The sequence below is a fragment of the Aurantimonas marina genome, from assembly GCF_017183135.1.
In the GTDB taxonomy this organism is placed as follows: domain Bacteria; phylum Pseudomonadota; class Alphaproteobacteria; order Rhizobiales; family Rhizobiaceae; genus Aurantimonas; species Aurantimonas marina.
Window position 1 is genome coordinate 84,608 of sequence record NZ_JADDXW010000015.1, and the last position, 20,912, is coordinate 105,519.

General features: G+C 63.1%; 20 protein-coding genes and 1 pseudogene. 16 read left to right on the plus strand and 5 right to left on the minus strand.

Features of this window, described 5'->3' with window-relative positions:
• Positions 1-135: 135 nt before the first annotated feature.
• Entirely contained in the window at positions 136-414 is a 279-nt protein-coding gene (locus tag ING15_RS15850; protein WP_206455808.1) for a hypothetical protein, read from the minus strand.
• Positions 415-693: 279 nt separating this feature from the next.
• On the opposite strand from ING15_RS15850, the pseudogene ING15_RS15855 reads away from it, so the two are divergent.
• Positions 694-918 (plus strand): annotated as a pseudogene (locus tag ING15_RS15855) (IS3 family transposase); the annotation flags it as partial.
• Between the two features lie 31 nt (positions 919-949).
• Here ING15_RS15855 and ING15_RS15860 read toward each other — a convergent pair.
• The 3 genes from ING15_RS15860 to ING15_RS19990 form a co-directional block, all read right to left on the minus strand.
• A complete protein-coding gene (locus ING15_RS15860; RefSeq protein ID WP_206455809.1) occupies positions 950-1,612 on the minus strand; it encodes an RNA polymerase sigma factor in 663 nt (220 codons plus the stop codon).
• Between the two features lie 284 nt (positions 1,613-1,896).
• Entirely contained in the window at positions 1,897-2,814 is a 918-nt protein-coding gene (locus ING15_RS15865; RefSeq protein ID WP_206455810.1) for a DMT family transporter, read from the minus strand.
• 205 nt (positions 2,815-3,019) lie between these two features.
• Positions 3,020-3,550, minus strand: coding sequence for an RNA polymerase sigma factor (locus tag ING15_RS19990; RefSeq protein ID WP_408628701.1), 531 nt, complete (start codon positions 3,548-3,550; stop codon positions 3,020-3,022).
• 367 nt (positions 3,551-3,917) lie between these two features.
• Between ING15_RS19990 and ING15_RS15875 the strand changes: the two genes are divergently transcribed.
• Positions 3,918-5,240, plus strand: coding sequence for an APC family permease (locus ING15_RS15875; protein ID WP_206455812.1), 1,323 nt, complete (start codon positions 3,918-3,920; stop codon positions 5,238-5,240).
• Positions 5,241-5,284: 44 nt separating this feature from the next.
• On the opposite strand, the gene ING15_RS15880 is transcribed toward ING15_RS15875, so the two are convergent.
• On the minus strand, positions 5,285-6,454 hold the full coding sequence (locus tag ING15_RS15880; RefSeq protein ID WP_332873848.1) for a cyclopropane-fatty-acyl-phospholipid synthase family protein: 1,170 nt from the start codon (positions 6,452-6,454) through the stop codon (positions 5,285-5,287).
• A gap of 274 nt (positions 6,455-6,728) precedes the next feature.
• Here ING15_RS15880 and ING15_RS15885 point away from each other — a divergent pair, with 274 nt between their 5' ends.
• The 14 genes from ING15_RS15885 to ING15_RS15950 all read left to right on the plus strand — a co-directional run bounded on the left by ING15_RS15885 (position 6,729) and on the right by ING15_RS15950 (position 20,513).
• Positions 6,729-7,343 (plus strand): RNA polymerase sigma factor, encoded by a 615-nt coding sequence (locus ING15_RS15885; RefSeq protein ID WP_206455813.1) that lies wholly within the window; start codon positions 6,729-6,731, stop codon positions 7,341-7,343.
• A 123-nt stretch (positions 7,344-7,466) separates the two neighbouring features.
• Positions 7,467-7,931 carry a phasin family protein gene (locus ING15_RS15890; RefSeq protein ID WP_206455814.1) on the plus strand — a complete coding sequence of 155 codons (465 nt, stop codon included), beginning with the start codon at positions 7,467-7,469 and terminating at the stop codon, positions 7,929-7,931.
• 3 nt (positions 7,932-7,934) lie between these two features.
• Positions 7,935-8,282, plus strand: coding sequence for a YHS domain-containing protein (locus ING15_RS15895; RefSeq protein WP_206455815.1), 348 nt, complete (start codon positions 7,935-7,937; stop codon positions 8,280-8,282).
• The gene (locus tag ING15_RS15900; protein ID WP_232845813.1) at positions 8,275-8,613 is read left to right on the plus strand and encodes a DUF5676 family membrane protein; all 339 of its coding nucleotides are present in this window, start codon (positions 8,275-8,277) and stop codon (positions 8,611-8,613) included. The genes ING15_RS15895 and ING15_RS15900 overlap by 8 nt, the downstream gene beginning before the upstream one ends.
• A 145-nt stretch (positions 8,614-8,758) precedes the next feature.
• Positions 8,759-9,568 carry a PRC-barrel domain-containing protein gene (locus ING15_RS15905; RefSeq protein ID WP_206455816.1) on the plus strand — a complete coding sequence of 270 codons (810 nt, stop codon included), beginning with the start codon at positions 8,759-8,761 and terminating at the stop codon, positions 9,566-9,568.
• Positions 9,569-9,775: 207 nt separating this feature from the next.
• Entirely contained in the window at positions 9,776-11,575 is a 1,800-nt protein-coding gene (locus ING15_RS15910) for a DUF3141 domain-containing protein (protein ID WP_206455817.1), read from the plus strand.
• A gap of 3 nt (positions 11,576-11,578) precedes the next feature.
• On the plus strand, positions 11,579-12,808 hold the full coding sequence (locus ING15_RS15915) for a saccharopine dehydrogenase NADP-binding domain-containing protein (RefSeq protein ID WP_206455818.1): 1,230 nt from the start codon (positions 11,579-11,581) through the stop codon (positions 12,806-12,808).
• Positions 12,809-12,865: 57 nt separating this feature from the next.
• Positions 12,866-13,084, plus strand: coding sequence for a DUF2933 domain-containing protein (locus ING15_RS15920; RefSeq protein WP_206455819.1), 219 nt, complete (start codon positions 12,866-12,868; stop codon positions 13,082-13,084).
• Positions 13,081-14,295 (plus strand): acetate/propionate family kinase, encoded by a 1,215-nt coding sequence (locus tag ING15_RS15925; RefSeq protein WP_332873847.1) that lies wholly within the window; start codon positions 13,081-13,083, stop codon positions 14,293-14,295. Before ING15_RS15920 ends, ING15_RS15925 begins: the two co-directional genes overlap by 4 nt.
• Positions 14,288-15,235, plus strand: coding sequence for a bifunctional enoyl-CoA hydratase/phosphate acetyltransferase (locus ING15_RS15930; RefSeq protein WP_206455820.1), 948 nt, complete (start codon positions 14,288-14,290; stop codon positions 15,233-15,235). The genes ING15_RS15925 and ING15_RS15930 overlap by 8 nt, the downstream gene beginning before the upstream one ends.
• A gap of 191 nt (positions 15,236-15,426) precedes the next feature.
• Positions 15,427-16,608 (plus strand): NAD(P)/FAD-dependent oxidoreductase, encoded by a 1,182-nt coding sequence (locus tag ING15_RS15935; protein ID WP_206455821.1) that lies wholly within the window; start codon positions 15,427-15,429, stop codon positions 16,606-16,608.
• A gap of 230 nt (positions 16,609-16,838) precedes the next feature.
• Positions 16,839-17,180 (plus strand): SHOCT domain-containing protein, encoded by a 342-nt coding sequence (locus ING15_RS15940; RefSeq protein WP_206455822.1) that lies wholly within the window; start codon positions 16,839-16,841, stop codon positions 17,178-17,180.
• A 64-nt stretch (positions 17,181-17,244) separates the two neighbouring features.
• Positions 17,245-19,611 carry a heavy metal translocating P-type ATPase gene (locus ING15_RS15945; protein WP_206455823.1) on the plus strand — a complete coding sequence of 789 codons (2,367 nt, stop codon included), beginning with the start codon at positions 17,245-17,247 and terminating at the stop codon, positions 19,609-19,611.
• Positions 19,612-19,826: 215 nt separating this feature from the next.
• On the plus strand, positions 19,827-20,513 hold the full coding sequence (locus tag ING15_RS15950) for a DUF6629 family protein (RefSeq protein ID WP_206455824.1): 687 nt from the start codon (positions 19,827-19,829) through the stop codon (positions 20,511-20,513).
• The last annotated feature ends 399 nt before the right edge of the window (positions 20,514-20,912 follow it).

Below are 20,912 nucleotides of genomic sequence, written 5' to 3' on the forward strand. Positions count from 1 at the left end.
TTCAAGGACTTAGATAGATGCCGCAGACTAGCGCTTCGAATTAGTCTGCGGTCTAGTCTGCGGAAGATTGTGTGGCGCGGCTGTGGCGCGGCGCGAGGCTTGAGGCAAGCTGATGTCGGGGCTGATCGTTCGCATTCACTCCGGCAGCGTCCACCAGTCCCGGCCCGTCGTCGCGTGGCCGCAACTGGCCAGATGCCCCTGGCGGCAAACAGGCACGCCATCGACCGTAAACCAGCCCGACCCTTCCACCATCCGGGGCGTGACGGTGTGCGGCGGGGCTGGCGGATGCGGCTCGATGGGATCGCCGAGGGTGACGATGGTCTGGCCCGCGACCGTCCAGGGCGCGGCCGGGCCGGCGAGCTGCGCGCCTCCGGCGACGTCGAGCGCCTTCACCGCGATCCCGAAGCTCATCATCTCTGTCCCATCCTTAAGCTCCTTGCTTCGCCACGTCGCTGACGGGTCCCTATGTCTTCACGCCCGTCAGCTTGGGCGTGGCGATCGTGATCTCGCCGCCGGTGATAGTGATGGTCGAGGCCCCGACCTTCAGGATCAGTGTCCCCGAGATCTCGATCGTCCGCGTGCCGCTGCCCGGATCGTGCTCGTCGAACGACCCGTCGCGGAAATCCTTGCGGGTGACGTTGGGGTCGGACGTCTTCGGCCGGTCTGTCTTGTTGTAGCGGGTGCCGGCGACACATCCGCCGCGTCTTCGAGGCGAACTTCGGCGTCTATGGGGTTCGCAAGGTCTGACGTCAGTTGAAGCGCGAGGGCATTGACGTTGCCCGCTGCACGGTCGCTCGGCTGATGCGCCAGATAGGTCTGAAGGGCGTGATTCGCGGCAAGCCGGTGAAGACGACGATCAGCGACAAGGCCACGCCCTGTCCGCTCGACCGGGTGAACCGTCAGTTCAAAGCGCCCGCGGTATTACGGCCGAAGCAGGCGATCCAATCGGTCAGGAAAAGGCGACTTGGCTCATCGCTGTCGCGCCAGTCGAGTGGTGACGGTCGCCGCATGTGCAACTGTTGAAACCATGTTCGCAACAACTGCCGCAGCACTCACGCATTGCTTCGCGCAAAGCTTGGCGTGCTCGATGCAGCCGGACTCTGGCGTTTCCAGGTGTAATGCCGAGATTCGCCGCGGCCTTTCCGCGGGGCTCGTCGGCCAAATCGACCCGTCGCAGAATCTCCGTATAGTCCGGCCGCAGTGCGGGAAGGAGTTCGCGAAAACATTCGCAAGGGATATCTTCGAGATCGATTTCGTCAGGATTTTCGCCCAGCGTGGTCTGCTCCCGCACATAGCTGTCTTCCCGCCGCCGCCGCGCGGCCTCCCGTCGGTAGTGATCCGTGAGGACCGACCGCAGCACCGTATAAAGCCAAGCTATGACGCTTTCCCTCTTTCTGAGGGCGACGCTGCTGGAAACTACCCGCAAGCAGAAGTTCTGAAGCACGTCCTCCGCCGTATCCCTGTCCCCGAGGCGGCGCAGGAGATAGCGCAGAAACTCGCCACGATGATCAGCCAGCGCAGCGGTAACGACCGGCATTACCGGCACATAAGCATCATTGGGCTGAACCGGCTTCACATTGGGTGCGAGACTTCGGCGATCCGCTGCGAACATCTTCCAAAGCCTTTCCTGATTTGCTGCGTCGGGAGGACATGGCCGTTTTCCGCTTCAGTCTCTTCGGATCAGCGCTCAAGAAGCGATCCGGATTTCTCCTGCGACCGGGCAGGCATTCCGAGCACCAATTTCAGATTGATCATGCGAAGATTGCATGCCGGCGCTTTGATCTGGATCAAAACTGCCTGCCGCATCGGAAAAAAAGCAGCCCGAGGACTGTCAAAGGGTGGCGATATCCGTGGCGGTCTCCGATGCGGACGCCGCCGAAGCCCGTCGACGGTTGATCACGTCTGCTGCGGTTCGCGCCTGCCGCCGCCTGAAACTTGGAGACCAATCGGCGCATTCTGTCTGCTGGACGTCTCGGATCGCGTCCCGTGACGCGTGACCAGGCCGACTCCGAGGATGGCGAGAGCGATTCCAACGAACTGCGGCCAGCCCAGAGGCTCATCGAAAAACAGCGCGCCCATGGTGAGACCAAAGATGGGAATCAAGAAACTGAACGCGTTCGCCCGGTTGAGCGGGGCCTTCTGCAGGATCGAGAACCACAGCCAGTACACCAGGGCGGATCCGAACAGGCTGAGAACAATCAGGGCTTCGACGAATGTAAACGACCATTGGATCGATGTCGGGTCCTCCAAGCTCCAGGCCGCGATAACCAGTGGAAGGCTGCCGATCAGCATTTGAAGTCCCATCGCCATGAGAACATCGACTTCGCCCGCGATCCGCTTGATCACCACATTGCTGATCGTGATGCCGAACGCGGCCAAGATGATGTAGGCGATGCCGATCAAGTAACTGGCCTGTCCGCCCGCGAAAAATTGGGGGGAGGCGATAACGAGGATCCCGACAAAGCCGAGGATCAACCCCAACTTGCCGAGCGGCGTCAGCCGCTCGTTGAGAACGAGACCCGCCAGGACGGCCGCCAAGAGCGGCTGGGTGTTGGCGATCACCGTGGCGATTCCGGGAGAGACGAACTCCGCGGCATGAAACATGCCCAGGAACCCAAGGCTGGTGGCTCCGACGCCGATGACGGCGATCATTGCCCAGACCCGCCGTCCTCTGGGGAGCGGCCGTCGTAACGCGATCGCCAGACCGGTCAGCGCCAGCCCCGCTAAAATCGCGCGTAGCGCGGCGAACGTCAGGTGCGGAGCGAACTCGATGCCGATGGTAATCAGAGGATAGCAAGCCGCCCAAAGCAGCATGACGAAAATGATCTGCGCGATCGTCCTGACGGTCACTCGTTCACCATTTCATTTTGTTGTTGTTCCGATGCACGACGATTGGTCCGTGAACGATTGCCGCAAGCCGGCCCGTGCGCGCTCGATCATTGAAAGCCGGGTGGACGCATCGGCATGGACGGCTTCGGAAGGAGGCCTGGCGGCCGCTGCCGCGCGATCCATTCCTGGCTCAGGCGTCCGAAGGCGGTTGCAAGGTCAGCATGACGAGATAGAGCAGGGCGCGGCGCCCCGCCCCGAGACGGGAAGCGACCGTCCGTTCGCTGACGCCCATCTCATGGGCGATCTTGGCTGGCGGCTGATCCAGGAGTTCCGCGCGACGGACGACCTCGGCGTAAAGGGGATCCAACAGATCGATAAGCGTTTCGACGAACTGTCGCAGGTCGGCCTCCAAATCGGCCTCGTCGAACCCGTCCGGGTTCCCGGCGCCTCCGCTGCCGCCGCCACTGTCGTGTCGCCCGCCGATGTCCCGATTTGCCGTCGAGCGATCACCGTCCGGCCCGCCGGCAGACGCGTTCTGTCGCCAATAGCACGGCAAGGGTTCCGCGATTTGATGCCCGGCTCGATCAGAATCAAATTCGTGACCACTCGCGATGTCGCTCAGGCTTGAAGCGATCGGGGTTTCTTGCGCGGGCTTTGCAGCCAAGATGTCTGTTCCGAGCCGTGGTTCGGATGGATCGATGCGATTACTGGAATTTTTCATCGCAACCAAAGACGTAGACACACAGGCGTTCGTTACACGGAACCTCGAGCCTCGCCGCTGCCAGGAGGCGCGACAGCGCAGCGCTCTGGCTCGGCGGTCAGCCAGACGGGACACCGGCTATAACGCGCTCGACCCGATCTCGTCTTTGGGGTGCTGGCGCGACGCGCCCCTGGCGAAATCAGAAGGACAAGCCCTCGTCGACATACCGTCGCGCAGCTCACTCGCCCGTCCGCCACAAAACTCCGGAATATGAGACAGACCGGCCCCTTCGACCGGGGGAGACGACCATCAAAGCACGGATCGATGTGTTGCCCGGCTGCCGTCGCCGCCTTGACGAAAAGAAATTATTGGCCCTGTAGAGCAGATGATGAAATCTGATTACCAAGCGAACAGCATCACCCTCACCGGCGCCATCTCCATGGGCACTGGCGTTATGATCGGGGCGGGAATCTTCGCGCTCACCGGGCAGATCGCGGAACTGGCGGGACCCTGGTTCCCGCTCTCCTTCATCGCCGGCGGGATCGTGACCGGGTTCAGCGCCTATACCTATGTGAAGATGTCGAACGCCTTTCCGTCCGCCGGCGGGATCGCGATGATCTTGCAGAAGGCCTACGGCCCAGGGGCCATCGCGGCGGCCGCGGCGCTGCTAATGACGCTCTCCATGGTGATCAACGAGAGCTTGGTCGCCCGCACCTTCGGCGCCTACGTCCTGAGGCCGTTCGATCTCGACGCGGGCAATGTCCTTGTGCCGGTGCTCGGCGTCGGGCTGATCGTCTTCGCCTATCTGGTCAACATTTCCGGTAACCGCTCCGTCGGCCTGTTCTCGGTCGTCATGGCGTTCCTGAAGATCGGCGGCATCGCGGTCTTCGGCATCGCCGCGCTCGCGGCAAGCGGATTCAGCTTCGAGCCGGCATCCGGATCGTCGGACGCTATCCCGATCGCCGGCTTCACGGCGTCGATCGCGCTGTCGATCCTCGCGTTCAAAGGCTTCACCACGATCACCAACAGCGGCGCCGAGATCGTTGATCCGCACCGCAATGTCGGTCGCACGATCGTCTTTTCCATAGCCATTTGCGTGGTGGTCTATCTGCTCGTCGCGTTCGCGGTCGGCTCCAGCCTCTCGCTCGACGAGATCGTCGCGGCCAAGGACTATTCGCTGGCCGAGGCGGCGAAGCCGGCGTTTGGTCCCTATGGCTTCTACTTCACCATCGCGCTTGCTGTCGTCGCCACCGCCTCGGGCCTGCTCGCCAGCGTCTTTGCCGTCTCGCGCATGCTGGCGATGCTGACGGAAATGGAGTTGATCCCCCACAGCCATTTCGGCATGTCTGGTCCAATCCGCGAACACACCCTGGTCTACACGGTGGTGGTAGCGGGGTTTCTGACAGTGTTCTTCGACCTCAGCCGCATCGCGTCGCTGGGCGCCTTCTTCTATCTGGTGATGGACATATTGATTCACTGGGGCGTGTTCCGCCGCCTGCGCCAGGAGATCGGCGCCAGCGGCTGGGTGCTGATCGTTGCCATCTCCCTGGACGCGCTCGTGCTCGGCGTCTTCGGCGCCTTGAAGCTGCAATCGGACCCGCTCATCGTGGCCATCGCTGTCGCCGCCATCGCCGCGGTCTTCGCCTATGAGCGCGTCTTCCTGTCGCGCTGGACGGCCACGGGAGACCATGGCGGCCCGGATGCGCGATAGGATCGCAGCCGCCGCAATTGGTCTCCGGGACATTTGCACCGTCGCTATGCGGCCTTGCTGGCGGAGTCGTCGCGGATCTCCGGTAAAGCCAGGTAGTCCCGTGTCAGTGGGACCGCGTCCTGCTTCCTGGCAAGCTGGATCTGGAAGACAACGTGGCCACCTTGCCGAAACGCCAGTTCGCTGATGACGAGGTAGAAGCGCCACATGCGGCAAAAACGCTCGTCATAGATCTCGCGCACCCGGTCCAGTTCGGCTTCGAACCGCTGGCGCCAGGCCTTAAGGGTCTCGGCATAGTGAAGACGCCAAATCTCGATATCGGTCACGTAGAGTCCCGACCGTTCCACTTCCGCGAGCAGTTCCGACAACGCCGGGCTGTACCCGCCGGGAAAGATGTATTTCGCGAGCCACGGATTGGTCGCGCTCAGTCCGTCGGCGCGGCCGATGGTGTGCAGCAGCGCGACACCGTCTTCCGACAGGCGTTGACGCAGGGTGTCAAAGAACTCCCGGTAATGCGGCACGCCGACATGCTCGAACATGCCGACCGACACGACCCGGTCGAAGCTCTCCTCGACCTGGCGGTAATCCTGCAAGCGGAACCGGACCTGATCGGCCAAACCGCTCGTCCGTGACCGCTCTTCGGCGATTCGATGCTGTTCCCGCGAAAGCGTGACGCCCGTCACTCGGGCACCGTGGTCTCGCGCGAGTTGGAGCCCAAGTCCGCCCCAACCGCAGCCGATATCGAGGACGCGCTGGTCTGGTTCCAAAAGGAGCTTGGTGGCGATGAGCGTCTTCTTGGCCTGCTGCGCCGCTTCCAGACTGTCGCCCGGATGTCGGAAATACCCGCATGAATATTGTCGGTCGGCATCCAGAAAAAGGTCGTAGAGCGCTCCGGACAGGTCGTAGTGATGCGCCACATTGCGCCCCGCGCGCTCGGCGGGATTGAATTGCGCCAGGTTTCGGGACAATTGCCGAAGGCGTGCGAGCCACCGATAATGCCAAACGTCGGGCTGCTGAGCCAGATTGATCAGCAGCAGCTCGATCAGGCCGTATATGTCGTCACCGTCGACGGTCAGCGCTCCGTCCATATAGGCCTCGCCCAGGACGAGATCCGGATTGACGAGGAGCCTGCGCGGTAGGGATCGTGTATGAAGCCGGACGGTGACCGGATCCGACGCCGCTTCGCCGTATCGTTCCGAGCACCCGTCAGGGTCCACGACGACCAAGGCCCCACGCCTGACCAGGCGGCGAAGAAATAACGACAGCGATCTCATCCACATCGTCTTGCCCTGTCCTTGCGGTCCATAGTTCCGGAGTTGAACTATTTGACCGTGTGGTTACGTCGAAACGATCACGTCGGCGCCGATGGGACGCTCTCGGTGATTGCTCGGTAAAGACGGCGTCTTCGGTCGCGCGTTACAGTCGTCGACCTTGCCTGGGACGACGGACGGAATGAACGCGGTGCGCCGGTGGTCGAGGGCAGAGGATGAAATGACGCACGATAGAGACGATGAGCCGTCGGACAGCGCCGTACGCGCGGTGATGGTTGAGATTCACCAGGACCTGTTGCGCTTCCTCACGCGCCGGCTCGGCAACGCGGACGAGGCAGCCGACGTTCTCCATGATTTCTATGTCAAAGTGCTCACGCGGTTCGGCGATGTGCGCGAGACGGAGAAGCTTCGGGCCTGGATGCGCCGGGTGCTCGAGACGACCTTGATCGATCATTATCGCGCCCAAGGGAAAAAACGGCGGTCCGAGTCCGACTACCGGATTGAGGAATCCGTGCGCCTTGGCGGGGAGGGCAGCGACGACCTCGATTTCATCGTCTGCATGTGTCTTTACAAGCTCCTTCCGACCTTGAAGGCGGACTACGCGGACGTTCTGTGGCGCGCCGACCTGATCGGCGAATCCCGCGAAAGCATTGCCGCCGGCCTCGGTATTACCGAGAGCAATCTGCGCGTCCGTCTGCACCGCGCCCGCCAGGCACTTCGGCAGCGACTGGAAGAGACCTGCCGGACCTGCCCGATTCATGGCTATCTCGACTGCGACTGCGCCCATGGCAGCATCGTTCGTGCCGAAATCATGGAAAATCCGACCGAACTGTAACGAACGCCTTTTCCGACCGTCTATCTGTCCAACGGGTCGAACGCTCCATCGCGTCGGCGGCAAGCCGCCCGTTCGCGATCTCGCCCGTTCGCGACCTGATGGACCGTCGAAAAGGGGTCGACAATGCCGAACACATCCGTAGCCCAATCGCCCAGTCCCGCCGTTCTGCGCTTTCGCGGGCTCGACCTCGAAGCCATGATCGCTTTGCAGATGCGGAATATCGAGGCGATCCGGCGCATGGCCAATTTGATGCTCGACAGTGCCGGAGCGATCACCGAGCGCCAGGCCGCGTTGCTCAAATCCGGTGTTACCCGGATGAACGCGACTGGCGAATGCAAGAGAGATACGGCGCGTCCGCAGGCCATCTTCGAGCGGCAAACCGAGGCTTCTCGCGAATTGGTTGAAGCGCTCGCCACCCATGCCGGCGCTCTCGTCGAGATCGCCTCCAAAAGCTGCGCGGGCCAGACCGACGAAGCGGCCGAAAGTATGACCGGGGCCTCGGCAAAGACCCCTGGCGCGGACTCCGCGCCGAGCCCCGGTTGCGCAGCCGAGAAGACGAATGCGGCCCGGTCGTCGGCGGGGGCGTGATCGATGGAAGCGCTCGTCTACTTCCTGATCTGGGCTGTGGCCATTGTGCTGATGATGCGGCTCGGCTGCGGCAAGCACGTCATGGGCGGAGGCAATGCCAACCCCGACAGCTCCGATGGCGGAGGGCAAGCGACGCCCGAGGGCTTGCGCTGGATTCCGCCGCTGAAGGACGTGGATCCCGTCTGCGGTAAGACGGTCCGCACCGACAGGGCCAAGCCGAGCGTCCACGACGGCAGCGTCTATTACTTCTGCTCGCGCGATTGCCGCGAAATCTTCGAGGCCGCGCCCGAGCAATATACCGGGCACGTCGCCAAAGACTCACGCCCTCAATTGGAGAACAGCCATGTCTGATGCAACCGTTTCTTCAATGATTAAACCGCGCTCGGGTACGCCGCTACCGGTTCACGCGGCGCCGCGACTCCCGGTAGTCGCGCTCGGCACGAGCCTGGGCCTTTTCCTCGCGGTCACGTTCACTCTCTGCGTCGGTTTTGACCTCTTGTTCCCCGGTCAGGCGATGTATGAGAGCTGGCTGCGCCTGCTGCCCGGCTTCACCTGGCTGAGTTGGCCGAGCTTCTTCCTGGGGCTGGCCGAGAGCTTTGCCTATGGCTGGTACGTGGCCCTGGTCTTCGGCCCGCTCTACAATTTTTTCGCCGCCTGCGGCGGCCGAGGAGGCCGTGCCTGATCCGCCGCGACCAGACAAGTCGGTCTGCTTCCATCGGAAGCGTATCAGGCGCGCCTGAGGCCGGCGATCAGCGGAATACCGATCCGGCTCTTTCTGCCCGCAAGCACGCAAGACGACACAGCAATCGATGATGGGAGAATGAAGGATGGACAATCTTCGTTTTACGTTGCCTGCGACGCTATTGGCGTTCGCGGTTTCATCAAGCGCCTTGGCCACCGATATCGAGAGTCTGCCTGGCGAGGAGACGGAAGGACGGCAGGTCGAAGGCCAGTGCCTTGGAAACCTGCGAGCGTTCGACCAGAAACTGGCCGACGTTGGATTCGGTGTGCTTCCCCCCGGCGATTACGGCATGGCGGCGCCATCGACCTATCCCGGTTACTACGCCGCCTACGGGATGGCGGGAACGCCGCGCCAGAAAATCTACGCGCTACGCGATGCCGCCTACGTCTATGCGCTGGATGGTGACGAGCAATCCTGCCAGCGGGTTCTGGACTCGATGCGCGTCACCTACGAGAAGCACCAGATACTGGGTGGCATCGAAGCGGATGATCCGGATCAGCGGGTTGCCTGGCGCCGGGCCCACATCCAGACCGCGCAGCCGGTTACCCAGATGTCGCGCCTGATGCGTGCCGATACCGTGATCGGCGGAGAAATTCGCACGGCGAATGACGAGAAGCTGGGCGAGATCGAGGACGTCGTGCTCGATCCCGAAAAGCAGAACATCGCCTATGTGCTCGCCTCCCGCGGGGGATTCCTCGGTATCGGAGAAAAGCTAGTGGCGGTCCGGTGGAAGGATCTTCGGGCCACCGAGGATCATGAGCTGTATGTGTTGAACACCGCGCGGTCCGCCTTCGAAAAGGCGCCCACCGTGGACCGAAGCAACTTCGACAAAACAACCGATTCAGGCTGGCGGAATGATCTGGATCGCTTCTGGGACGAGAACCTGGAGAAATAAGCGCGCACGCCTCACGGCCTTGGCCTGTCGAACCAGCCGCCGGCTTCGTTCGCGGCGGGTTCGCGCACGCCTCATGTCTTTTCGCGGAGCCAGTCCATCGCAAGCCGCCCGCGTAATCTGACCGAACGTCCAAGCGGTCCGGGGACGTGTAACGGATGCTCGCGGTCCGCGTCTTGATAGATAGGCAGATGCGAGCGGAGAATTTCCATGCAGCAGGCGAGCAAAGTCACGCCCCTCAAGCGGAGCCGGCCGGTCAAGGTCTCCACAAGACCGTCAAACCCACCCAAGCCGTACCTGCAAGAGGTGCAAACGGCGCCGGTGCCGTCGGCGCCGGCCAACGTGAGGTTGCCGGATGATGCCTGGGGCTACGGCATCGACGTCTGGCAGCGGACGATCCTGTTCTGGGACACGCTCAGACAGCGCGCCGACAACATGCTGGAGCATGAGCGGGCCGGTCTGCCGCCGCTACTGGATTTCAAATACGAGACGATCCTCGATGCGCGCCGCTTCGAGCATCCGGCCAACTATGCCTTGTTGCGCATAACCGAAGTGGGCGAGGACTGCTGGGACGATTGCGTCGACCCGGAAAAGCCGCCGCTCGTCGTTCTCGACCCGCGCGCCGGACACGGACCCGGGATTGGCGGGTTCAAGCACGACTCCGCGGTCGGGATGGCCCTGCATGAGGGGCATTCCGCGTATTTTGTGGTGTTCTTTCCCGAACCCGCGCCGGGGCAGACGCTGGCCGACGTGCTGCACGCGCTCAGACGCTTCATCGAAGAAGTCGCCCGCCGTCATCCGGGCAAACCACCAGTACTCTACGGCAACTGCCAAGCGGGCTGGGCCGTTACCCTGCTCTCGGCCGACTGCGAGGGAACCGTCGGCCCGGCGGTCCTGAACGGCTCGCCGCTTTCCTATTGGGCGGGAGAGGCCGGCGTCAATCCGATGCGGGTGACCGGCGGTCTGTTAGGCGGCGCCTGGCTCGCGCATTTGACCGCCGATCTCAGCGACGGCCGTTTAGATGGTGCCTGGCTCGCCCAGAATTTCGAGAGTCTGAAACCGGAAAGAGCCATCTGGGAGAAATATGCCGGGCTGTTTCACAAGGTCGACTCCGAGCGCGAACGCTTCCTGGAGTTCGAACGCTGGTGGAACGGGTTCTATTTCCTCAGCCGCGAGGAAATCCTGGCGATCGTCGAAAACCTGTTTATCGGCAACAAGCTGGAAAAGGGGCTCATACGGATTTGCGACGGCTGCGTCGCCGATCTTCGCCGCATTCGGAACCCGCTCGTCATCTTTGCCTCCTACGGCGACAACATCACGCCGCCGCAACAGGCGCTGGACTGGATTCCGGCCGTCTATGCCGACACCGACGATCTCAAAAGGGCCGGTCAACGGATCGTCTATATGACCAATCCGCATGTGGGCCATCTCGGCATCTTCGTCTCGGCCAAGGTTGCTCGACTCGAACACCGGGCCATTCTGGAAAGCCTCGATGACATCGAGGGTCTGGCGCCGGGCCTCTATGAGATGACGATCGACAATCCCACTGGCGATCCGGACTGCCATAGACCGCAATTCACCGTCAGGTTCGAGGAGCGGCAGGTCGCAGACCTCAGATTCCCGCAACAGACCGAGGCGTTCGAGCGGGTGGCAGCGGTGTCCGAGGCCAACGAGGCGCTTTACCGCAATTTCGTCAGCCCTTGGGTCCAGGTCGCGGCAAACCCATGGCTCGCCGAATGGCTCAAATGGCTGCACCCGATGCGGACCAGCCGGTACCTGTTTTCCGAAACCTTCAATCCATCGATACGGGGCGTTGAAATTCTGGCCGATGTCGTCGCCAGGAACCGGACAGTTCTGCCGCCGGACCATCCGCTACTCGACCGCGAGCGCTCGTTCATCGCGCAGGTTGGCGAGGCGATGGAAGGCGCCCGCGAGGCGCGGGACCGCGTCTACGAGCAGACATTCAGCCTGCTTTATGGACAGTCGGCTGAACGCGTTGCCGAGGATTGAGCGATGACGACGCGACAATCAACGGCATCTACACAGACCTCCTTCGAAGACGCGCGGATCGACCGTGGCTCGTCCGATACGCCGGCCAAAATCTTATTGATCGGTGGCTACGGCCAGGTGGGACAGCTCATTGCCGAACAGCTTGCTCCCGGCTTTCCGAACCGCCTCGTTATCGCCGGGCGCAGTCTCGCTAAAGCAACGGCCTGTGCGGCCCGAATAGGCGAGGGCGTCACCGGACGCGTATTGGACGTGAATTCGGGGAATCTCGGCACTCAGCTGGACGGGGTGGCATTGGTCCTGGTTAGCGTCGATCAGGCGGACACTGGTTTTGCCAAGCAGTGCCTGTCTCACGGCGTTGACTATCTCGATGTAACGGCCGGCTACGAGTTCCTGCGTCGAGTGAGTTCTCTTGATGGGTTGGCGAAGCGCAACGGCGCTACGGCCGCGCTTAGCGTCGGCGTCGCCCCCGGCCTCACCAATCTGATGGCGGCGCACGCCGTGAAGGCCATGGACCGCACGGATCGGATCGATGTCTTCATTCAGCTCGGATTGGGCGACAGGCATGGAAAGGCCGCCATCGGCTGGATGCTGGATAACCTCGACGCAGAATACGAAGTGCGGGAGGCAGGCCGGCGTCTATCAGTGCGCGGCTTCGCGGAAAGCCGGCGTGTTCGTTTCCCGGGACAGCGCTTCGCGAGTACGGCCTATCGCTTCAATTTTTCCGACCAGCAGGTTCTGCCGGCGACGCTGAACGTGCCTTCGGTCTCCACATGGTTGTGCTTCGATAGCCGCTTTTTGACTTGGCTCCTCGCGGTCGGCGTCCGAGCGGGACTGGGGCGGCGAATGCGCCAGCCTCATTGGCGGACCGTCGCGATCTGGCTGCTGAGAAACATGCGGATCGGTTCCGACATCTGCGCGGTCGCTGTTTGCCTCATCGGTAAGTCCAAGCAGGGAACCCGAGCGATCGAGGTGAGCGTCGTCGGACGCAACGAGGCATTGATGACCGCGATCGTCACTGCTGAGATCGCGCGTCAGATGCTGTCGGGACAGTTCGGTCCCGGCGTATTTCACAGCGAGCAGATCATCACGGTCGATTCCGTTGTGTCAGCTCTCGAGAGCCAGCTGAGTGATCTTCGAGTCGCCCTCGATCCATTTGCGGGCGAACACCGCGACGTTGGTCCGGATCGGCTGACAGGCGCTCGGGGCGGCAGCCATACGATGTCTCACCAATGAGGAAGCCGATCAGTCCGGCAGCATAGGTCAACCGTTTCGGCAACAGGAGATATCGAGATGCAATGGGTAATCGACAACTGGATCTGGATCGCGCTCGGGGTCGGGATGATCGCTATGCACATGTTCGGTCACGGCGGTCATGGTGGCCATCGTAAGAGCCACCGCAAAGGTTCCCAAACGAACCCGGACTCAGAGCCCGAGGCCCCATCGACCGCGGCTGCGGGGGAAAGCGTCCGCGTGACAGGCGACGCCGGTATGGAGGAGAAGAATCCGTGATCCCCGGTCCAACCATCTTGGTGATCAACTGCGGGTCGTCGAGCGTGAAGTTCGCGCTGTTTTTGGCTGACGAGCCGATGGAGCGGCTCTGGTCGGGCGCCATCGAGCGCATCGGACTACCCAATGGCCACTTTCGTGCCGTGGACGCACGGGGCTTGCCAGTGATCGATGCGAGCAAAGATGTTGCCGATCACGAAACGGCGCTGCGCCTGCTGCTGGACGGGATCGGGCAGCACCTGCCTGGACCGCCTCCGAGCGCCGTCGGCCACCGGGTCGTCCATGGCGGTCCGGAATGCGATTGCCCGCTCGTCGTGACGGCGGCGGTGGAGGCGCGGTTGCGCGAGTTGGTGCCACTGGCGCCCTTGCACCAGCCCCATAATCTGGCCGGTATCGCCGCCGTGCGGAATGCCTCCCCGGGCCTTCCTCAAGTCGCCACCTTCGATACGGCGTTTCATCACGGTCTGCCGAGGCTGGCGACACTGATGGCGTTGCCGCGAAAGTTCCGCGGCGAGGGCATTCGGCGCTATGGCTTTCACGGCCTGTCCTATGAATACGCGGTCGATGCGTTGCGCCGAAATGGTGTCGATGTCGAGCGCGAACGGATTATCGTCGCGCATCTCGGCAACGGCGCCTCGATGTGCGCGGTAAAGGCTGGGCGAAGCGTCGAGACCACGATGGGCTTCAGCACGGTCGCGGGGTTGCCGATGGGAACCCGTTGCGGTGACCTCGATCCGGGCATCGTCCTCCACCTGATCACCGAGCGGGGCATGACGGTCGAGCGCGTCCAGCGTCTTTTGTACGAAGAGTCCGGATTGCTCGGCCTGTCCGGGCTCAGCCGCAACATGGCCGACCTGCTGGCCCGGCAGGCCGTGCCGGAAGCCGCCGAGGCGATCGACTACTTCTGCCACCACGCGCGCCGGCATCTGGCCTGTCTGACCGCCGCTCTCGGAGGCCTCGACCGGGTTGTCTTCACCGGGGGCATCGGCGCGAACTCGCCCGAGATCCGCTCCCGCATTTGCGACGGGCTCGCCTATCTCGGTCTCAGGCTCGACGCCGGCCACAATGCCAATCAGGCGCGCGTCATTTCGGCGGATTCCAGCGGCGTTCGGATAGAAGCCTTCAGGGCCGACGAGGAACTGATCATCGCGCGACAGACCCGGGATTTGCTGCGGGTGTTCTTCACCGAAGCGAAAGTGCGCGCTCATGGCTAGGCAGGCCGCGACCCTTGACGATCTCGTCCAGCAGGCACGGACGCATGCGCCGATCCGTGTGGCGGTGGTTGCCGCCGAGCAGGGGCTCGTCCTCAAGACGGTACAAGAGGCCGCGTCACTCGGCCTGATCGAGCCCCGCCTCATCGGTGATCGGGATGCGATCCTTGCTTGCGCCAAGCAAGCCGGCGTCGACCTGGTTCGGACCGGCAAGGCCGATGCCGTGATGAAGGGGCGGATTCACACCGATGCCTTCATGCGGGCGCTTCTCGACGCGGAACACGGCTTGCGGGTGTCAGGCCAGCGCGTCAGCCACGTTTTCATGGTCGATATCCCGACCTATCCGAAGCTGCTCGCGATCACGGACGCGGCCATCAACATCACCCCGGACCTCAACGCCAAGGCGCAGATTCTTCAAAATGCCATCGTGCTTCTCCGGCACCTCGGCATCGAAACACCCAAGGTCGCCGTGTTGTCCGCGGTCGAGACGGTCAATCCGGCGATCGTATCGACCCTTGACGCTGCCTGCCTCGCCCTGATGGCCAAGCGGGGGCAGATCGCCGGTGCGATCGTCGACGGACCTCTGGCCTTTGATAACGCGATTTCGGCGGACGCCGCGCGCGAAAAGGGCATTGTCTCGGAGGTTGCCGGCGACGTCGATATCCTGCTGGTCCCGGACCTCGTCTCCGGCAACATCCTGGCCAAGAACCTGGAATATCTGGCCGGCGCCACAGCGGCGGGTCTCGTCATGGGCCTATCCGCGCCGGTGGTGCTGAGTTCGCGCGCGGATCCCCCCGCCGCGCGGCTGGCGGGGCTGGCACTCGCCGTTCTGACGCATCGGTCGGCACCGAGCCTGCCAGATACGGAATGCGCCGCGGAGCCGGAGTCGGCCATCCACTGCGCGGCTCAGCCCGAAACCGCCTGCGGGCCGATCGGAGCCTGAAAAATGTCGACCATGCCGGTGAAAGAGCTCGGACGATTAACGGGCAGTCACGCTCTTCCGTCGGCGGAAGGACGAGCCGGATCGATGCGGCCGGGCGACTTCGCGTGGCGCAAGACGATCTATTTCGGCAGTCTTCACCAGAAAGTCGCGGCGCCGCGCCTCGCCGCCGCTGGCGCGTCCGGGGGCCAGTCATGACCGTCCATGACCAAGCCGCCGTTCGGATGGCGTCGGCGGAGGCGCCTGTAACCATCGTCGGCGCGGGGCCGGCTGGACTTGCCTGCGCCATCGTTCTGGCGCGCGCCGGCCGACCGGTCATCGTGCGCGAATGGCACAAGAGCGTCGGCAACCGATTCCATGGAGACTTTCAAGGGCTGGAGAACTGGAGCGACGACCGGGACGTCCTTGACGAACTGCGCGCGGCCGGCATCGAAACAAATTTCGACAGTCATCCGATCCATGACGGCACCGCCTTCGATGCCTGGGGGAGTTCGTATCGTGTCTGCGGCGACCGTCCTTTCCATTATCTTGTGCGGCGCGGTGGCGACAACGGAACCCTGGATTCGGGCCTTCTGGAGCAGGCCATCGAGGCCGGCGTCGAGGTGCGGTTCGGCGACCGGGTCGAGGACCCGACAGGATCGACCGTTTTTGCGATCGGGCCAAGGACCGCCGATGCCATCGCCACCGGTTACGTCTTCGAGACCGACCATCCAGACGGTAACTGGATCGCCTTCAACGACCGGCTGGCGCCGCTCGGCTACGCCTATCTCCTTATCCACGAAGGCTGCGGCACGGTGGCGAGTTGCATGTTCACGGGCTTCAAGCGCCAGGCGGAATATGTCGAGCGTACCGTCGCGTTCTTCGCCGACAAGACCGGGCTGGCGATGCGCAATCCACGTCCCTTCGGCGGCTACGCGAATTTCCGCCTGCCGCGCACGGCCCTCCAGGGCGGGCATCCGGTGATCGGTGAGCAGGCGGGGTTTCAGGACGCGCTGGCCGGTTTCGGCATGCGCTATGCCCTGCGCTCCGGCATTCTGGCCGCCCGCAGCCTGCTCGAGGGGGTCGATTATACGCCGCTGTGGCAGCGGGAGCTTCTGCCGTTGCTCAGGACCGGCGTCAGCAATCGCTTCATCTACAATATCGTGGGCGAGCGCGGCCGGCGCTGGGCGCTGCGGGGGTTGAGCCGCGTGGATACGACCGCGAAGCTGCGGCGGCTCTACCGCCCCTCGGTTCTGACCCGTCTGGTCTTTCCGATCGCGCGCTGGCGCTACCGGGCGCCGCTCGGCGACCCCAGTTGCGACCATGCGGCCTGTAACTGCGTCTGGTGTCGCCACGGCGTGGGCCACGCCGCGACGGGTCTGACCGCCCCATCCTGACAAAAGAGGAGCAGGCTCCGAAATGGAAGTCATCGATCTGAAGGGCCGGAAGGGTCTGGTTGTCGGCATCGCCAACGAACACAGCCTCGCCTGACAGAGATCGCCCGCCCCTCGCGCCGGATTCGTCACGAAAGCTGTAACGCCGCAAATCCTGATCCGTCTGTAGAGACACAATGCCCCGGAACGGGGATTGGGATAGGCACCGCCGCGAGCGGGCGATGGAGATTTCGATGATGGAACGACTGAAAATCGCGCTGCCGGTAATGGCGGGCGCAATGGCCTCCTTGCCGACCTTGGCACAAGCTTCGACGGATCGGTCGCTCTACTGGGATCCCGGTTGGGATGGGGGATGGGGACACATGATTTCCGGTTCGCTGATGATGATCCTGTTCTGGGGCGGCCTGGTTGTGTTGATCGTCCTCGCGGTCCGTTGGGCGGGCAGCGGAGCATCACAGGGAGGCGGATCGCCTTCGTCGACCAAGCGCGGGCTCGATATCCTTCGCGAGCGCTTCGCCCGCGGTGAGATCGACCGGCAAGAATTCGAGGAGCGCCGGAGCCTGCTGGCTGATTGAGACGGCCGTATACGCGCCAGTCGGCGGAGAAAGAACGTCATGACCAGGACGCCAGGATAGCCCGATGAACAAGCACGAGCCTCAAGATCACAGTCACCATCAGCATGGCCATGCCAGTGTTTCGCCGGATGACCGGACGGTCAAAGACCCGGTTTGCGGAATGACGGTGGCTCTGGACCAGGGCAAGCCATCCCGAGAGTATAGCGGCGAAACCTATTATTTCTGCTCGCAGAAATGTCACGACAAATTCGCAGCCGATCCGGAAAGTTTCCTGTCCGGCAAGCCCGAGCGAAAGGAAATGCCGGAAGGCACGATCTATACCTGCCCGATGCATCCCGAGATCGAACAGGTCGGTCCCGGCGACTGCCCGATCTGCGGCATGGCGCTGGAGCCCAAAGGCGTGCCAATTGGTGAGGAAGGGCCGAATCCGGAGCTCGTCGACTTCACCCGCCGGTTCTGGGTCGGCGCCGCGCTGACCGTGCCGCTGCTGATCCTGACGATGACGCCTTATCTGGGCATCACATTCTTTAGGGAGCTGTTCGGTGAGCGGATCTCGCTATGGATCGAGGTCGTTCTCGGCACACCGGTGATCCTCTGGTCGGGTTGGCCATTCTTCGTGCGCGGCTACAAGTCGTTCAAAACGATGAACCTCAACATGTTCTCGCTGATTTCGATGGGCGTCGGCGCCGCCTATCTGTTCAGCATCGTGGCTGTTTTGTTCCCGCAGGTCTTCCCCGACGGGTTCCGCGATCCCGAGACCGGTTCGGTCGGCGTTTATTTCGAGGCTGCCGCGGTCATCGTCACGCTGGTCCTCTTGGGCCAGGTAATGGAACTGCGAGCACGCGAACAGACGGGGTCGGCGATCCGGGCGCTGCTCGACATGGCGGCCAAGACGGCGCGGGTGATCCGGCCCGACGGGACCGAAGAGGAGATTCCGCTCGAAGAGGTCGTGGTTGGCGATCAGCTGAGGGTGCGTCCCGGCGACAAGGTGCCGGTGGATGGCGAGGTGGTCGAGGGTCGCTCCTCGATCGATGAATCGATGATCTCGGGCGAGCCGGTGCCGGTCGAGAAGACGCCCGGCGACCCGGTGACCGGAGCCACCATTAACGGCACTGGCAGCTTGGTGATGGAGGCCAAGCGCGTCGGCGCCGACACGATGCTCTCACAGATCGTCGAAATGGTCGCCAATGCCCAGCGCTCGCGCGCGCCGATCCAGAAATTCGCCGACATGGTGGCCGGCAAGTTCGTACCGGTGGTGATCGGCATCGCCATCCTGTCTTTCATCTCTTGGGCGATCTGGGGGCCGGAGCCCGCGCTCGCATACGGTCTGGTCTCGGCGGTCGCGGTGTTGATCATCGCCTGCCCCTGCGCGCTGGGTCTCGCCACACCGATGTCGATCATGACGGCGACCGGGCGCGGCGCCCAGGCCGGCGTCCTGATCAAGAACGCTGAGGCCCTGGAGCGCTTCGCCAAGGTCGACACGTTGATCGTCGACAAGACCGGCACATTGACCGAGGGCAAGCCGAAGCTGGTGGCGGTGCTGCCGGAAGCCGGTCATGACGAAGCCGAGGTGCTGAGGTTGGCGGCGAGCCTCGAAAGGGGGTCGGAGCATCCGCTCGCCGAGGCAATCGTCGCCGGGGCCGAGGAGCGGGGCGTCGAGATGGTGAGCGCTGACGATTTCGAGGCGGTCACCGGCAAGGGCGTGAAAGGCGTCGTCGACGGCAAGGCGGTGGCGCTCGGCAACGCCAAGCTGATGGTCGATCTCGAGCTTGATGGCGGGCGCCTGTCCGAAACCGCCGACGCGCGCCGCGACCAGGGCGAGACGGTGATGTTCGTGGTGCTCGAAGGCAAGATCGCCGGCCTGGTCAGCGTCGCCGACCCGGTCAAGGAGACGACGCCGGCCGCTCTGAAAGCTTTGCACAAGCAAGGCTTCCGCATCATTATGGCGACCGGCGATAACGAGCGCACGGCGAAGGCGGTGGCCGGCCGGCTCGGCATCGACGAAATCCGCGCCGAGGTGCTGCCGGAGGACAAGGCCCGCATCATCAAGGAAATGCAGTCGGAGGGACACAAGGTGGCGATGGCCGGTGACGGCGTCAACGATGCGCCGGCGCTGGCCCAGGCCGATGTCGGCATCGCCATGGGCACCGGCGCCGACGTCGCCATCGAGAGCGCCGGCATCACTCTGGTCAAGGGCAATCTCGACGGCATCGTGCGGGCCCGCCGGCTGTCGCAGGCGACCATGCGCAATATCAAGCAGAACCTGTTCTTCGCAATGATCTACAATACCGCCGGCGTGCCGGTGGCGGCGGGGATCCTCTATCCCTTCCTCGGCATCCTGATCGGACCGATCTTCGCCGCGTTCGCGATGAGCGCCTCGTCGCTGTCCGTCGTGCTCAACTCGCTGCGGCTGCGGCGTGTGAAAATCTGACGTGGAACCTGCGGACCTGGATGCTCTGGGTCTTGGCGCTCGGCGCGGTCGTGCTGATCGGCCTCGGTCTCTTGGAACGCAGGCGCGAGGTTTGACGCACCGTCGCTGCGGCAGGTTGCGCTGAATCAAGCAAAAAGGCGCGGGAAAAGCGTATCAGGTCTTCGGCAGGTCGGCTTTGGCCCTTTCGATGATGTCGGTTGTGGAGGGATGCGCCCATGTGCCTGTCAGCCCCGGTCAGCTTCGCCGCAAGCGTGTTTCTGGTCGGCGGCGGCGCCTTCGCCAGTTGGAAGGCCGTTCAGATCAACACCCGTTATCTGCCGGTGGCGCTGATGCCGCTTTTCGCCGGTTTCCAGCAGTTCATGGAGGGCAATGTCTGGTGGGGGGTGAACACCGGCGATTCCTTCACCGTGCTTTGGGGGGCGATGGGGTTCATCTTCTTTACCTGGTTCATGTGGCCGATCTGGATTCCGTTTTCGGTCTACGTATTGGAACCGCCGGAGAGCCCGCGCAAGCGTCTGTTCCTTGCGTTCACCGTGATCGGCGTCGCCTTCGGGTTGGCGCTCTACATTCCGCACGCCATCTACCCCGATTGGATCAGCGTCACCGTCAACCGCGATTCGCTAGCCTACGAGGGGACCATGCTGCTCGACTACATGATGCCGCGCTGGGTTACCTATGTGATTTACCTGTTCCTGATCATCGCGCCGCCGCTCATGTCACGCTACCTGCACATGCGCTATTTCGGGCTGACCATCATCGCCGTCGTGGCCGTGGATATCTGGTTCCTGCGCTATGCCTATATCTCATTCTTCTGCCTTCTGGCGGGGCTCGGGACGCTGCATCTGATCTACATCATACTGCGCAACAAATGCGCTCGCGAATGTCCGTTGCTGTTTGCTTGAGCTGGCGTCAACGCTGACTCCAACCGCGGATCCATTCTTGCCGTACTTTCCGATCGATTTTTTCGAGGCGGCTCCGGCGCGGCAATATGACCGCGCGGGGCGGCGGCCTGTCGTCCGTATGGTCCATTGGATCTGGACGATAAACGAGCCCCTTGTGAGAGACGCGACAGCTGTAACGCCGGGCGGGGTCGTGCGTCTGTATACCCGATGGGCCGGAAACACCCTTTGGTGCTGGGTCTAAAGGATAGTCGCACGCCCCGCAGTCGAGCATCGTCCGCGGCGATTGGCACAAGAGCAGGCGGCCCGAATGCATCGTGCTTCCTGGCCTCTTCCTTCGTGGCGACGCCACCATGATGGCGTTGGAAAGTGTGCCTTGTGGTTTTAGGCGCTTCGCGATTC

Excerpts from the sequence above, each read along its gene's own strand:
- ING15_RS15850 (WP_206455808.1), bottom strand. The coding sequence starts at position 414 with ATGATGAGCTTCGGGATCGCGGTGAAGGCGCTCGACGTCGCCGGAGGC.
- ING15_RS15860 (WP_206455809.1), bottom strand. The coding sequence starts at position 1,612 with ATGTTCGCAGCGGATCGCCGAAGTCTCGCACCCAATGTGAAGCCGGTT.
- ING15_RS15865 (WP_206455810.1), bottom strand. The coding sequence starts at position 2,814 with ATGCTGCTTTGGGCGGCTTGCTATCCTCTGATTACCATCGGCATCGAG.
- ING15_RS19990 (WP_408628701.1), bottom strand. The coding sequence starts at position 3,550 with ATGAAAAATTCCAGTAATCGCATCGATCCATCCGAACCACGGCTCGGA.
- ING15_RS15875 (WP_206455812.1), top strand. The coding sequence starts at position 3,918 with ATGAAATCTGATTACCAAGCGAACAGCATCACCCTCACCGGCGCCATC.
- ING15_RS15885 (WP_206455813.1), top strand. The coding sequence starts at position 6,729 with ATGACGCACGATAGAGACGATGAGCCGTCGGACAGCGCCGTACGCGCG.
- ING15_RS15890 (WP_206455814.1), top strand. The coding sequence starts at position 7,467 with ATGCCGAACACATCCGTAGCCCAATCGCCCAGTCCCGCCGTTCTGCGC.
- ING15_RS15895 (WP_206455815.1), top strand. The coding sequence starts at position 7,935 with ATGGAAGCGCTCGTCTACTTCCTGATCTGGGCTGTGGCCATTGTGCTG.
- ING15_RS15900 (WP_232845813.1), top strand. The coding sequence starts at position 8,275 with ATGTCTGATGCAACCGTTTCTTCAATGATTAAACCGCGCTCGGGTACG.
- ING15_RS15905 (WP_206455816.1), top strand. The coding sequence starts at position 8,759 with ATGGACAATCTTCGTTTTACGTTGCCTGCGACGCTATTGGCGTTCGCG.
- ING15_RS15910 (WP_206455817.1), top strand. The coding sequence starts at position 9,776 with ATGCAGCAGGCGAGCAAAGTCACGCCCCTCAAGCGGAGCCGGCCGGTC.
- ING15_RS15915 (WP_206455818.1), top strand. The coding sequence starts at position 11,579 with ATGACGACGCGACAATCAACGGCATCTACACAGACCTCCTTCGAAGAC.
- ING15_RS15920 (WP_206455819.1), top strand. The coding sequence starts at position 12,866 with ATGCAATGGGTAATCGACAACTGGATCTGGATCGCGCTCGGGGTCGGG.
- ING15_RS15930 (WP_206455820.1), top strand. The coding sequence starts at position 14,288 with ATGGCTAGGCAGGCCGCGACCCTTGACGATCTCGTCCAGCAGGCACGG.
- ING15_RS15935 (WP_206455821.1), top strand. The coding sequence starts at position 15,427 with ATGACCGTCCATGACCAAGCCGCCGTTCGGATGGCGTCGGCGGAGGCG.
- ING15_RS15940 (WP_206455822.1), top strand. The coding sequence starts at position 16,839 with ATGATGGAACGACTGAAAATCGCGCTGCCGGTAATGGCGGGCGCAATG.
- ING15_RS15945 (WP_206455823.1), top strand. The coding sequence starts at position 17,245 with ATGAACAAGCACGAGCCTCAAGATCACAGTCACCATCAGCATGGCCAT.
- ING15_RS15950 (WP_206455824.1), top strand. The coding sequence starts at position 19,827 with ATGTGCCTGTCAGCCCCGGTCAGCTTCGCCGCAAGCGTGTTTCTGGTC.